A 14603-nucleotide genomic window follows, 5' to 3' on the forward strand; every position below is an offset into this window, starting at 1 on the left:
TTCTCTATTCCTACTTGCTCCGGATAAAGTAAAAAAGAAAAATATCTATCCATTAAGTACAAAATGTAAAAAATAATTTTTCAACTTACTTAATTACACATAATTACGAACAAAACCAATATTTCAAAATATTAAAAAAATATTAAATTTTAAATATAATTTTGTACATTTGTACTGTTCCATCTTAACGACGAAACAAATATACGAACATTGTTCGTTTTTCAAAATAAAAAACGAACAAATTATTCATTTTTTTTTACAAATAACTATAAACATATCAAAATGAACTATTTAGAATTCAAAGAAATCAGAAAGAAACTAAACATGAAGCAGGCTGATATAGCAAAATCTATAGGAGTAGGCACCAGAGCCGTACAATATTGGGAAAAAGGCGAACGAAAAATACCGGAAACGACGGCTTACTTTGTTACCAATTTACTGTTAAAACAACAGGAACTCAATGATGACAGTGCGTCTCCGGTTGTTTTTTCAGATTTAAAGATCATGCACGTTCCATTGGCGAATCAATACGCACAAGCTGGTTACCTGAGTAATTTTGCTGATGAAGAATATATAGAAAGCTTACCCACTATTCCTTTTACGGACGATGTAGAGCACAGAGGTGAATACATGTGTTTTGAAGTGAAAGGAGACAGTATGGATAACGGATCATACGAAAGTTATCTGGAAGGTGATATTATCTTATGCAGAAACATCAGACAGGATTACTGGATGAGTAAACTCCATTATGATAAGTGGGATTTTGTCATCGTTCACAAAGAGAAAGGAATTTTGGTAAAGCGAATCATCAACCATGATGTGGAGAGAGGGATTATTACCCTTCATTCTCTGAATGAATACTATGAAGATTTCGAAATCCATTTGAAAGATGTTGCGAAACTTTTCAATATTATAAGTACAAGACGTAAAAACAACAGAAGATAACTGCCCAGGGAAATAAAATCCTCAATTTCTTGAGGATTTTATTGGGGCATTTCAGATTATTATAGTGTAAGATATTCTAATAACACTGTTCTTCATCGATTCTCTGTATTTCAGCTGATTGCGGATCTACCCAATAAATTAAACCTGGGTTAAATTCTGAATCAGACCTTAGGAATCGTATCCATCTTATTCCACTTTTTTTGAAATTCTCAGGTGCATTTTGCTCAAACTCTCTTATATTATCCGGTATTGCAGGCATACCATTAGTCAGGCAGATCAAGCTTCCTATACCTGGTCTAAAGGGGCTTAAAGTTACTTTCATTTTCCAGGCAGGAGATGTTCCGAAACAAAGAGAATCCTTGTTACGATCATCTACACCGGACAAGCAGTAAGCTTCTACTCCCCATATTCCTGAGTCAAATTTTGCGAAATCCGACCATTCCGAAATTCCATTGGGTCTGCAATATTTTCTTATTCTTATGTATAAAGGAGTTTTATCTGGAATATTTCCATTTCTCATGTCAATATTTTCAAATTGGGTATAATTTACATCACTAAAGCCCACCTTTGAATAAATAATATCTTCATCTTTAAAAGCAGGATCTTTCGCTATCTGGTATTCCAATGCCGCAAGATTGCTGGTATTAAAAACCACATAGTTCATTACCAGCTGCCCATCCTCCAGTACTTTTACATCAAGGACCTTCGGAGTTTCACAGGAAGAGCTGCACCCTCCAACGTTCAATGTAGCATTGCTTGTAGCCACAACTCCATTTACTCCCAGCTCAACGTCCAGATTGTACGTACCCACCTCCTGAATACCAGGCAGTTTTATTGAATTACTATCCTGAAGCACTGCATTCCTTATATCAACGGTCTCTACATTTGCGGATCCCGGTGGATAATTGTATTTCACAGAAGCCTCTGTTATTGTCTCGGAAGATTGATATTGTATTTTAAATGAAACATCACATTTTTCCATTATAGTATGTTTATTGTTGTTATTTATTTTTCTAGTATGTAAGGGATGTTGTAATTATTCCAAAAAATAAAAAACACCCCTTTATATCAGATATAGCACAAAGAATATGTTCCTTAATCCACTCTTATCTCTGCTACATCAATTTCAAATGCATCACTATTAGCATCCCTGACCAAAAGCTGGAATTTATATTTCCCAACCTGTAAATCTTTGATGATAAGAGTCGGTTCGTTAACATTCTCAAGGATTACATCCGGACCTTCTAATTTGCTCCAGAAATACAGAAGTACATCTGCTCCACTTCCCCATCCTTTTAATCCCAATTGCCTAAAACGTAAATTAGATAAAAGAATGTTCTGACTACCACCGGCACCAGCTAAAATAGTGCGCAGCTCAACAGTACAGCAATTTTTATTAGGAAAGCTAATGCTATTGATGACAACCGTTGGACGATATTCATTTTTATAGGAAAGAATGTTTGAAGTCACGGTATTATTTTCTCCATCTACTACAACCGCTTTATATAGATTTATACCCACTCCGTTTATAGAATCTGTAAATGTAGTCCCCGTAAGATTGCTAATAAACACATTCCATGTAGCCCCGTTATTAGTACTTTTATGAATCTGAACATTGGTAATATCACCGTCAGGGTCGCTTGCATAGACACCAACTGTGTAACTACAAGCAGACTGTGTACATACCCTGTCTTCAATTCCGCCTGTATCAGTCCATTTGATTGATACAACAGGTGGGTTATTTTCTTTTTTATAAGACAGAATATTTGAAGTTGTTGCATTGTTTTTTCTATCTGTAACAATTGCTTTATATAACTGTGTACCAGCTCTGTTTATGGTATCAGTAAATGAAGTTCCCGTAAGATTACCAATAAACAAACTCCATGTAGCTCCATTATCAGTACTTTTAAAAATCTGAATAGTTGCAATATCTTCATCCTGATCCGTAGCGTAAACGTCAATGGTAAAACTACAAACCGACTGCCTGCATAGTCTGTCCTCAATTCCTGAATTATCCTTCCATCTGATCAACGCAGTAGGTGGGTGATTATTCTGATCTTTTTCAATTCCAATATCATCAAACCCCGGAAGATCCACAGTATTTCCTGCTTCTCTACATGAACCCACCAATCCGAATCTGATATCGTATTTACCTAAAGGCAATTTGATTGATCTTCGCGGACTATATGATCCGGATTCATAATGCCAGCCATTTGCAGGATCATTTGAATCATAAATATTCAGGCCTGTTACTCCAGTGAGGTCTTTAGGTAAATCCCAATCAAATGTGAATGTCTGGGTACCATCACCATTATCAACAACGGAATATTTAATATTTGAAACCACAGGACACTCTTTGGTCAATGGTAAATTTACAGCTACCTCCTGGGTACAGCCATTACCAATCACCTTCACTCTTACAGTTGGAATCCTTGAAGGATCCAGATTGTAATACTTATAACTCAGATATCCATTTTCATCCGGATTGACAGGAGTCCAAACATCAGTCCCCAGGAAATCCCAGCTATACGCATAGGTGGCAAAGTTTGCTCCGGAAACTTTAAAGTTTACTATCGTTGCTGTTGAATCTCCTCCAGGATAAATGACAGGTTGAACGACTTCTACTTTGATATCCGGTTCCGAAATCACTTTAATGCTGCAATCAGTAGGTTTTCCATTGACAGTAAAGGTAATTTCCTGACCATAGAACTGTTCTTCCACAGCCTTCGGATCAAAGACATATTGTCCATTGATAAATTTCACACCATTACTGATATTTGCTTTTACAACTCCATTCATAGGGGATATTGTAAAAGGTACAGGATTGGATTCAGCACAGATAACAGAAGTTGGCAAACTTAATTTGACAATCGCTTTTGGAGTACAGCAGATGTATGGAAGTGAAAAGTCTGCAATAACTTTTGGATTTTTTATGGAATCATAAACCAGGATAAAAGTACCTCCACTTTTTACTCCCCGCTTATGTTCCAATCCCGAGTTCTTTTCTACATATTCATTGAAATAGGCTTTTGACAGATCTTTATTTCCTTTTAATTCTTCTAAAGACAAGAGCATAATATCAAATCCCAGCTGCAGCTTATCCTTGATTTCTTTTATCTGTTCAAAAGCAAGCTGATAATCCATTCCCTGATGACCTTCTATATTATAAAATGGATAGTTATCTATGTTGAGATGTAAAGGACTTTCCTGTTCGGATTTTCCTATTAACACCCAATCCGTATCAAATGTTAGATTGCTGTTAGATGACCTATTGCTTGTTTTATCAAAATTCCACGCTTTTAAGAAATCTTCTGTAACCGTGTAATAAAAAGGAATTGCTTTATTACTCAGAGGATTTAATTTTTGTGATGGAGTAATTTTAACTTTTTCTTTATTTTTAACAATATTATCAGGGTTAAAATATCCCACTTGCTGATTAAAGCGACTAATCAGGGTTTTAACTTTTTGGGTTGCTTTATCATCATCCAAAGCAGGCGAATTATAAAACCTATGTCTTGAGAAATCCAATTGGATATCTGATAGTAATTTCCCAAGCATGATGTGTTTAGGAAAAGAAACAAAATCCGGAAGACATTTGGTGAATGCTTTAGGAAGCAATTCTATAATTTCAGAATAGGTATCCATTAAGTCTTTTACAACATCGTAAGCGTACTGAAAACCTGAGTCCTGATTAAAAATTCTGGTAAATGATGCTTTAAATGTATCATGGTTGGCGGTTGAAATTCCTACTATTTTACCGATTGCATCCATTCTATCAAAAACCATCTTCCCAAAATTCGTTTTATCCAGAGCTTTGATATATATATTTTTTAAATCAGAAGCGCTCAACTTTTTTTCTGAAACAAACTGTTCTAAAATAACCCGGTTTTGTTTCACCGGCTCCATGATATCTTCGATAAACAAAGGATGAGGCTGAAGACGATCTTTTCTTTTCAGTTGAACCTCACCTGTTATAGGGTCAGGTAGCGTAAAACCATCTTCTCCAAGAATATGATTGATCCCACTTGCAGTAGTAACTAATACTTTAAGGTTTCTGATTTGTTGTATTCCATGGTTATCACAATCAACTCCTCTACAAGGTTTAATTTCTTTTTCATAGTCTTCCAAATACAGCAGCAGGTATTTGTCTTCTAGATTTGTAAGACTATTAATAGGTTGAAAATCTGATATTGCTTCCTGAGCTGTTGCCAATTCCCATAATTCAATCTGCTCGCTTCCCTCGTAAAATGACGGGTATTTTATTTTAAAATTATCATATGCTTTAAAATGGGTGAAGTCTTTATTTGCCAGATCAACCGTCTTCAGATCACTCATGTACAGATCTTCACTCTTCTTACTCGTATTGTTCAGGGTTAATAAATCTCCATCGGTGGTAAGTGCTACTCCCTGAGAAAGCTGTATACTGCTGAGCAGCCTGTTTTTATAAATAAGGTTTGGTTTGAGACCGCATACAATACCCACTCCCTGCAGCAATACTCTGGACAAACGGTCCTGATCTTCGAAAAAATCCAGGAACTCATTGAACTGATCAGGATCTTCTATATACTGCCCTTTACTGAATTTACGGTATTGGACTGCTATATTACTTAATTGATTCTTCATTATTGTTCATTTTTAATGATTTATTAAGGTCTTTTAATAAACTTCATAGACAATTGATACTGCCTATGAAGTTATTATCTGCCTATTATTTTGTCACTCCTGTACAAGGGTTTATTTTTAGGAAATTCCCGTTTGGATATCCTTTATAAATAGGAACTGTAGCGTTTGCTAAGTAAATTTCCGTATAAGCAACATCCTGGTGGCAACCAGTAGGTGGTCTGTTATTAACTGGTAAAGCACATTCCAGTGAAAACTCTACAAAACCATCTGATGATTGTGATGCCATTTGCTTGGCTTCAGCCTGAGTAATGATAATTTCATTATATCTGCTCAATGCAGGAGTACCTGGTTTATGGTTACCTCTATCCTGATTACCTCCTGTATTACTTAAATGGATATTTCCAATAAAGCCAGGGTATGGATTGACCCCTCCTATTACAATATCATTTCCTTTTAAGTTGAAGGTAGCATCATTACAAACGTGACCTTGGTCTACATCATCTCTATACTGAATAACCACTCTCATCCCACTTAAACATGCAATAGTGGATTGACCTTTTAATTTTAGCGGAGCTAATTTATAGACCGTACTACAGCCGTTAGCATTGGTTACTGTAAGTGTTGGATTGAAAGTTTTTTCCTGTCCTGCAACAAGTTTGTACACATGAACTTTTTTATTAGTTGGTGCCTCATTATGTACAATTGGAGTACCATCATCAAAATTCCAGGTAAATGTAACCCCTGTAAAGTCTCCGGTAACATTAAATTCAACCGTAGCATCCGGATTGTTTGCATTTTCGTCCATCGTAGGAGCATCATAGCTCACAGTACCTGTAGTAACAGATACGTTTGGCTGTGCGTACACTACCATTTGTGCTTCAACAGGATCATCATTAACGGTAAACGTAATCGTTTGTCCAAAATAAGTTGCGTTAACCAGACCAGGATCAAAGAAGCTTTGACCTCCGGATTGTGTAACTGCAGGAATCGGAGCACCATTCACAAATGCTTTTACTTGTCCGTCTAACGGAACAATGGTCATCAACACCGGAGCATCTTTCTGACATAGTTTGTTTGCCGGTAACGACAGGAATGCAGGATCCTTTTTAGAACAACACAGATAAGGCAGTGAAAAATCCGCAAGAACCTGATTTTCCTCTTCTGAATAATAAATCAATGCGAAAGTTCCGCCCGGTTCTACTCCCGCCTTATGTTCCAGACCTGATTTCCTTTCTAAGAATTCGCTTAAAAGCTCACTTACAACATCGTCTTTTTTAGGATCCTGCTTTACTACTGTAACGCCATCTGAAGATCCTTCTTTTGAGAATTCAGCCTGGTTCAGCAATCTCAGCTGTTCATCCAGTTTAGAAATGTTCAGTAAAGTATTCTGTGAATTAAGTGTTCTGTTGCTGACATCACTGGAAATGGATATCAACTGCTTTCTGAGCTCATCAATAGAGACTGTTTTTTCCCGGATTGGTGGCTCGCTACCAGGTTTTCCTCCTTTTTCCAAAACCAGTGCAATGACATCAAAAGCTAATCCGTATTGTGTTTTAAGATCATTGATGTTTTGCAATGCCGTTTTATAAGGCATTCCCAGGTGACCTTCAATTCTATAAAAATCATTATTGTCAATGTTATAATTCAGTGGATTCTGAATAAAATCTTCTCCTGCTAAATTGGCTGTATGATAGCTTAAGTTGTAAGCTTCCCTATCGGTTTTTGTTTTTTCAAAGTTCCATTGGGCTAATAAGGATTTGTCTACATTATAGTAATACGGTATGGCCTTATTACCCAATCTTACATTCATATTTGAAGGTGTAATTTTAATTCGTCCGATATAGGTTTGAAATCCATTTACTTTCTGTACAAAACGATTGGCAAGCATTACAACTCTTTCATAATTCTCGTCATCATTGGTAGTAATGGGTGAATTATAAAAACTGTGACGTAAAGGGATATATTTTCCTAATTCCTGCTTTGCTCCAACTGGTCCTAACATAAGGTGTTTAGGGAATGAAGCAATATCCGGACAGCATTCGGCATTCAGATGAAGGATCAGCCCTTTTATTTCATTGTAGGTATCAATCAGATCCTTTAATAAATCATATCGGTATTGATAATCTTCTAAGCCTGGAGAAGTGCTTGTCAGCAAAGGATTCAGTTTATCAAAAAGCGTCTGCCCACCCAGATTCATATTTACATTAAAAGCTCCTGCAATAGAGGTAAAGCCATCACTTAATTCTGCAACAGTACTGATGGCACCGTGAAATTTTGTTTTTAGTTGCGGCGCTGTTTTTACAAGAGCATCCAGAATAACTCTTTTCGCCTCTATATGAGGTAAACTGTCAAAAAGCTTTTCATAGGTATTGTGCTGTTTATAGATCGCATCTTTTGCATCCCCTTTCGTGATAAGCTCTGAAACAGATGCTGAATCTGCCAGAAGCACTTTAAGATTAGCAACCTGCTCTGCTCCGTTATTGTCACAATCTGCATCCTGACATGGGGTTTCATCATTAGAATAACTTTCCAGATACAGAATTACAATTTTATCATTTAATGAATTATAGATCTCTCTTACCTGTTTAAAATCTGCAGCATTAGCTCCTTCGTTCACTAACTGTGTATACTCTTGTGTTGTAAACAATTCTAAAAGAGGAATTTGCTGTCCTCCGATACGAAAATGCTCATATCCCAGAACATCAACATAATTTCTATAGTATCTGTAATTTTTAGCACCGAAGTCTATAACAGCCTCTGATTTTTTGCTTGCTGCCTGACGCAGTGTTATCAAGTCTCCATCAGTAGTAACCCCGGCTCCCTGTGTAATCATAATAGTATCAAGAGGAATCTCAATATCTATATCTCCGGGTCTGGACATTTTTTCTGTTAAAGTAGGTGAGATTTCAAGCTCTACGTATTCCGATTTAAAACCGCACACCACTCCTACGCCACTCAGACGGGTTCTTGATAATCTGTCCTGATCTTCGAAATAGTCTATAAATTCGTTTAATTGCCCTTCTGTTAACGCCTGATTGTCGTTGAACTTTCTATATTGGGTTGTTACATTGTCTAATTTAGTGTTCATTATTTTTCATTTTTTTTGATAAGTTCGATTGTCCTAATATGATTTTTCCGTCCAGAGTGTCGTTATCATTAGCATCGCAGTCTAAAAGCCTTCCTGGTCGATAAATATTATTTAAATGGCTGAGAGCAGTCAGTAAATCCGTAATGCTGTTTCCAAGATTCGTAATATTATTTCTCGATTTATCTGAGAGGTATTTTTTAAATGCTACTTCAAATTCTGCCAAATCGTTCTGAGCGGTTTGTTTTTCACTCAAACGGTCTCCCACCCAGCAGATTTTTGCCAAAACATGAGCAGGAATTTCCTGTCTGATCACGGTTTCCGCATAACGTCTGAAATCCGGATCCTGGAAGCGGTAAGCAAACCCCGGAAGGACAACACTTACCCTGTAAGAATAAGGATCAAACACCTCCACATCTGTTTCACAACCTTCACAAGAAGACATAAAGGCTTCCGAATATTCTATCGGATCTGTTGTAGGATTTTCATCCTCCAGGTCATACATGATTCTGAAAGTACCTCCGATAGACATACAGCCAATCCCTCCCATGAGTTTATAATCTTTAGTGGTTGGCTTTAATAATAAATGCTCAACAAGGAAAATACCCTCTTCTGTAAATTCATACTTGAAATACTTCACCGTTGCCTTAATTCCGTCTTTCAATTCTTTCAAATCTGAATAAGGGTTGGTTTTTTTATGAACAGCAATTACATTTTGCTTATCGGTATCATCTACAATTTCCAAATAATAATTACCGCCCAATGAAACACGGATTTTTATATTTCCAATGAAACAGTACCCATGTTCACATGCTTTTAATTTTTCTAATGTAACTTCAGGGTGTTTCTCATCTAAGGTGTCTAATGCATTCTGAAGATCTTCCTCATCAATCTGAATGGTTTGATAAATGGCATCATTCAGGTTTTTTATAGCAATATGCTCAGTCGTATAGCTGTTTACAGACGATAAGATGATATTGCTGCCGGCATCTTTTATTTTCCAGGTATATGTATTTTTACCGGTATTATCGGTTGTTTCAATGATGGATACCGGCGTTTGAGATAAGTTTCTCTGGGTATAATCTTTAATTCCCAGCAGGCGGGCGATTCTTTTCTGAACACCGGAAATATTACTGGTATTCCAAAGATCTGAATCTCCAATTAAGGTATAATTATATCCCAACCCTCTGTCCTTACTTAATGATGAATATTCTTTCAAGAACTTTTCTTTGTTGTTCAAGACAATTTCATCGGTGGATTTCCCATACAATGATTTCATTAAGAAGGTATAGTCGCTGAATGTTTCAGCAAAACGGGAGATCAGATGATCCAAAACCTCGTTTCGGCGTTCCACGCTGTTATCCAGCTCTTCATATAACGAATCTGTAAGTTGATCATCATTTTCAGTATCATATTCAGAAACCAGTTCATCAAAGCCTTTAATATTCTTAAGAGCCTGTGTAAAAAAGGTTCTTTTTAACTTACCATTAATGCTTAATACTTCTTTTACTTTTTCAAGATGTTTGAAATAGCCGGCAAGGATCTGATCAAAAAATAACAAATACCCTTTCATTTGTTTGGCCAGTGCTTCTCTCTCCGGGGATGGATTTCCAATGATTCCAGATTCTCCTACTCCATAGGTATCCGGAAATTCATTCAGAATAGTAGCATAGTTGGCGATATCATATGAAGTTCCTTGTGGCAATACCAATTCTTTATTCTGTCTTGCATCTTCTCTCAGTACTTCCTCTTCTTTTTTAAGAGTTTCTAAGTAATCCTGAACTTTTTTATCATTGATATTTAACGGAAGAGAGCCTTTACTGTAACTGAATGAACTCAGCTCGCACAGTTCCGGTTTTCTGCCTTTTTCAATGCAGATCAGCCAATCATTATTTTGTTTGATCACACTGTCGCAACCTGCAATAGACACATCATGAATTTCTTTAACCCCATCAATTTTCATGATTTCACTGATGATATCGGAAAGACGAACTTCTGTTCTTAACTGGCTGTTTTTAAGCTCTTCCGTATCGATAAAGCCATTCTCAAGAAGCGGACCTTCAAAAATCTGATCTGTAGTCAGACCTTTGTCCAGCATCTGTTTCAGTGAATAAAAATGAACCTCCGGAGACAGATAATTATTGATTGTTCTGATGACTTTAGCATGCACCAGCTCTTCATCTGCTTTGCTGACAAGTCCGATACGGGCACATACCGCAACTTTCTGGATTTCAACTTCTTTAATTTCTGCCAGGTCTTCACAAAGTCCTCTATTAGCATGGTAACTGTCTAATATTTTGATATTGACATTAGATTTTTCGCATCCGATACCATCCACATCAATATCTTCGGCATAATCTACATAAAGGTCATACAATCCTTTTACGTTAAAACTTTTTGTTTTTTCTCCGATGGGTTTAAAGTCTAAATCCCCGGTTTTACAGTCGACATATAATTTTTCATTTTTAGGAACCAGCCAACAGTTACGGATCGGTCTTTTAAGACTTCCAGCTGTGTTGATATCGATAAACAACTTTCTGTAGTCCAGTTCGTTTAAAGGTCTTGAAGGTAAAATTTCTGCAGCCTTTAAAAACTGGGTATGAATGTCTTTATTGGCATCATCAGATGCCAGGATATCTTCCATGTTCAGGTTCATCCTCATCCCAAGATCCGTTATGGCATAGCTTAAAACTTCCAGAGTGGTGATACCAGGATCATGAGAGTTATAATCGGTCCAGAGTTTTCCTCCTAACTTTTCTATGTATTCAATTCCTGTTTTGCGTAGAAAATGAAAATCTGTCTGATCCCCGGTTTCTATATTTTTTGATATACTAATATGTTTATTTTCTGACATGATTATGTTTCTTCTTGTTTATTATTAAATACATACCTGTTCTGTAATAGTGACATTGTGCTGCTTGGCAGATACCAGAATTGATTTTGGATCTACTTCAATTAAAGATTGTCTTTGCAGGACATTATTCACAAATATTTTAATCTCATCAATGTAATCCACATAATACAACTGCTCCAGATAATTAACCAACTGATTAATATTCAGTTCTACATTAAAATCAATATTTTCAGAGTCTGTAAAAGCCCATGGCGATATATATTTTTTAATATCTTCGTCCAGCTGTTTGATGTAAAATGTTTCATCATACTGCTCAAAGAACCTGACCTTTGTTTCTACTTTTGCTTCTTTATAATTGGGATTAATGACCTGAGCTTTCACGTGCATTGTATTTAATTCATTTACATAATTTTGAATTTTATTCAATGAAGCACGGCTTACTCTCGGCTGATAGACATCAAAAGCATTTTTATTTTTAATATTCGGAACCACCATCAGGGTTACATGGCCTGGTGCCATATATGAATCTTCGGAAGTATGATTTAAACATTTTACTTTAAAGACTTCTGGGAATTCCTGTAATACCAAATGTTCGTAATCCCATTGGGTAATGGCTCTGTGCTTATGTCTTAATCGTTCACTGACACGTCTGTAAAACTCCGTATCTGTTTCTTTGTATTTACCATCAAACGAGTTATAAGGCTGGCTGACAGATTTTACCTGAGGAACTCTGGTGATAAGCTTAGTAATGGTTTTCGCTTCCAGTCCGTTATTGAGATGAGAAAGGTCATTATCCTGATTCTGGAAGGTTGCTAAAACAGCCTGAGTATAGATTCCCTGGATTTTGCATACGGCATCATAACTTCTTTGTGATCTGGCTCTGATCCAGACTAATCCGTCAGTAAATCTTGTATGGCTTTTATCAATATCTTTAGGTACTTTAAACTTGACAATCCCTGATTCCAGGAACTTTCTGGTCTCGTTTTGCAGCATATAATCCGACAAACTTGTCCATGTATTGTTTGAAAGGATATTCCATTCTATAAATTCTTTTTCCAGGAAAGTATCCACTAAAGGATTTTCACTTCCTTCCAGCATTTGAATTAATAGCGACACGGTAGTCTGAGGCATTGCTTCCAGACCGATGTACAATTCACCTCCATTTTGGTGTACCGGTACAATGCTGTTGGTTTCGACTTCTTTTTCGTATTGACCGAACACGTCTTCGTGATACAGCTGTACTTCTTTATTTTTTGAAGCTTCCCCGGCAGATTCTTTTTCCAGGTACGAATACACATTTTCTTTCGCGCTGTAATTCAGCTCTATATCTTCAGCAAAAGGAATGTATGGTTCGTTGGGAATAAGTTTTTTAAAGGTCGGATTACTTGATAATGCCAATGTATACAGTTTAGGATATACATCCTGTAATGACGACTGGTTCAGTGTTACTCTGATCGTCTCACTTGTTCCTGCTTTATTACTTGCATTATTTACGGAAAACTGGATTTTATAAGCGTCTTTTACTTTCGTGAATACATCAATATCATTAGCCTTTTCATACCAGATTTCCTTATCCAGCAAAGCAACATCTGCCTTGAAATAACCATCAGAGCCTACGATTGATGAGCTTTTTAAGGCCTCAAAATCGGTTAAACTTATATTTTGATTGGGTTGAATAACATAACCACTGTATAAATCTTTTATAGAATCCGGAGCATTTTTCCAATTGATCGTAATGTCTGCATTCTGCCATTTTTTGGAAAACAGTTCAGGACATTTGATATAGAAATTAGATCCTTTAACAGGTTGTGCGGTGAAAGGATAATAAGGCTTTTCTGAATTTAATGCCCCGTTGTCATTTTCTAGCTGAATAGATTTTACTCCTTTTACATCAACCGCTATTTCTATATTCTTTATTGATTTTTCTGAGAGAGCTTCATACAGATCATAGTATTTTTCTCCTTCAATCATCAATCTTACCACAGGAAAGCTGGTTTGAAATGTTTCTGCCAGCACTTCTTTATTATATTTTACAACAGCCGGGAACTCTTTTTGTAATGTAATAGAAAGTTCTAATCTTTCTTCTTCGTTTTTAATACATGTTAAGTCAGCACCTGATAACCATTCTTCTTCCCCGCTGCAAAGCACTTTGATATTATTTTTAATCTCTGTTTTTGAGAGGCTCTGTAATTTCTGGGTTGAGTTCTTATTAAAATCGATCTTAAGAGTAATGGTACGTTCTCCTTCTTTTAAATCAAGTAATGAGGATGCTATGGAAAAACCCAGTTTGGCTTTCGGAAGTTCCTTATAAATCGATTTATTGGAAACGGTTTCATCAGAATTATATCCAAACGGCCACCAATAGTTGTTGTTTTCCGGCAATTTATCACCCAATCCGTCAGCAGAGTTGGCTACGGGAGCCATTTTCAGTTCTCTGTTTTCAACGTCATTTAAGAAACTTTTAATCTCAACTACTTTTGCCTGATTGGCTACAAGTTCATCACCTGTTTTGTAGATTCGTTTTTTGCCATTAGCATCTTTATTCCCATCCAGCAATGTACCGGCTGGAATTTTTTCCTGAATCGCTTTTTTGGCGAGTTCAAAAATCACATAGACTTTGTCTGATTTGGCATCATTTTTCTCAATTTGAAGAATTTCGTTATAATAGAAATCCAAGTGCCTTTTCGTCAGATTATTGAAGGCTTTTTTTGAGAAATCCAATAATTTTAAAAAGCAAACAAATAATGTCAGGTGAGGCGTCAGGCTGCTATCCTGTTCAAACTGGGACATAAGATCTGTAACCTGTTTTTTCATACTTTTATACTCAACGCTTTCTCTACGTGGGATAGCGTCGGCATCATCACCCAGGAAGAAGTTTCCCCACTTTCCTTTTGGTTTTGTATTATCATCTTTGTCAAAATAGTTTACACGTTGAGCAAAATTGTTTGCGAATAATAGCCAGTCAAACAAATCGAAATCGTGTAACTCAAGATTCCCAGGATCTAGTTCTGCTAAAAAGCGCTGCATTTGTGATTTTCCTTCACGATAATGTGAAAATGTATCTGTTTTTTTCATTTGTTTATATTTATCTTTCTA

General features: G+C 36.4%; 6 protein-coding genes. 1 reads left to right on the plus strand and 5 read right to left on the minus strand.

Annotated elements, in window-relative coordinates:
- Positions 1-282 precede the first annotated feature (282 nt).
- Positions 283-945 carry a S24 family peptidase gene (locus ACMA47_RS19310; RefSeq protein WP_047378128.1) on the plus strand — a complete coding sequence of 221 codons (663 nt, stop codon included), beginning with the start codon at positions 283-285 and terminating at the stop codon, positions 943-945.
- A 76-nt stretch (positions 946-1021) separates the two neighbouring features.
- Here ACMA47_RS19310 and ACMA47_RS19315 read toward each other — a convergent pair whose 3' ends face one another.
- The 5 genes from ACMA47_RS19315 to ACMA47_RS19335 form a co-directional block, all read right to left on the minus strand.
- Positions 1022-1927, minus strand: coding sequence for a hypothetical protein (locus tag ACMA47_RS19315; protein ID WP_413931085.1), 906 nt, complete (start codon positions 1925-1927; stop codon positions 1022-1024).
- Positions 1928-2040: 113 nt separating this feature from the next.
- Positions 2041-5568, minus strand: coding sequence for a hypothetical protein (locus ACMA47_RS19320; RefSeq protein WP_413931086.1), 3528 nt, complete (start codon positions 5566-5568; stop codon positions 2041-2043).
- 85 nt (positions 5569-5653) lie between these two features.
- On the minus strand, positions 5654-8656 hold the full coding sequence (locus ACMA47_RS19325; protein WP_413931087.1) for a PKD domain-containing protein: 3003 nt from the start codon (positions 8654-8656) through the stop codon (positions 5654-5656).
- Positions 8646-11507 carry a hypothetical protein gene (locus ACMA47_RS19330; RefSeq protein ID WP_413931088.1) on the minus strand — a complete coding sequence of 954 codons (2862 nt, stop codon included), beginning with the start codon at positions 11505-11507 and terminating at the stop codon, positions 8646-8648. The genes ACMA47_RS19325 and ACMA47_RS19330 overlap by 11 nt, the downstream gene beginning before the upstream one ends.
- 24 nt (positions 11508-11531) lie before the next feature.
- Positions 11532-14582, minus strand: a complete 3051-nt coding sequence (locus ACMA47_RS19335) for a baseplate J/gp47 family protein (RefSeq protein WP_413931089.1) — start codon at positions 14580-14582, stop codon at positions 11532-11534.
- Positions 14583-14603 lie beyond the last annotated feature (21 nt).

It is taken from the genome of Chryseobacterium sp. T20, assembly GCF_047345655.1.
Lineage (GTDB): Bacteria > Bacteroidota > Bacteroidia > Flavobacteriales > Weeksellaceae > Chryseobacterium.

Excerpts from the sequence above, each read along its gene's own strand:
- ACMA47_RS19310 (WP_047378128.1), top strand. The coding sequence starts at position 283 with ATGAACTATTTAGAATTCAAAGAAATCAGAAAGAAACTAAACATGAAG.
- ACMA47_RS19315 (WP_413931085.1), bottom strand. The coding sequence starts at position 1,927 with ATGGAAAAATGTGATGTTTCATTTAAAATACAATATCAATCTTCCGAG.
- ACMA47_RS19320 (WP_413931086.1), bottom strand. The coding sequence starts at position 5,568 with ATGAAGAATCAATTAAGTAATATAGCAGTCCAATACCGTAAATTCAGT.
- ACMA47_RS19325 (WP_413931087.1), bottom strand. The coding sequence starts at position 8,656 with ATGAACACTAAATTAGACAATGTAACAACCCAATATAGAAAGTTCAAC.
- ACMA47_RS19330 (WP_413931088.1), bottom strand. The coding sequence starts at position 11,507 with ATGTCAGAAAATAAACATATTAGTATATCAAAAAATATAGAAACCGGG.
- ACMA47_RS19335 (WP_413931089.1), bottom strand. The coding sequence starts at position 14,582 with ATGAAAAAAACAGATACATTTTCACATTATCGTGAAGGAAAATCACAA.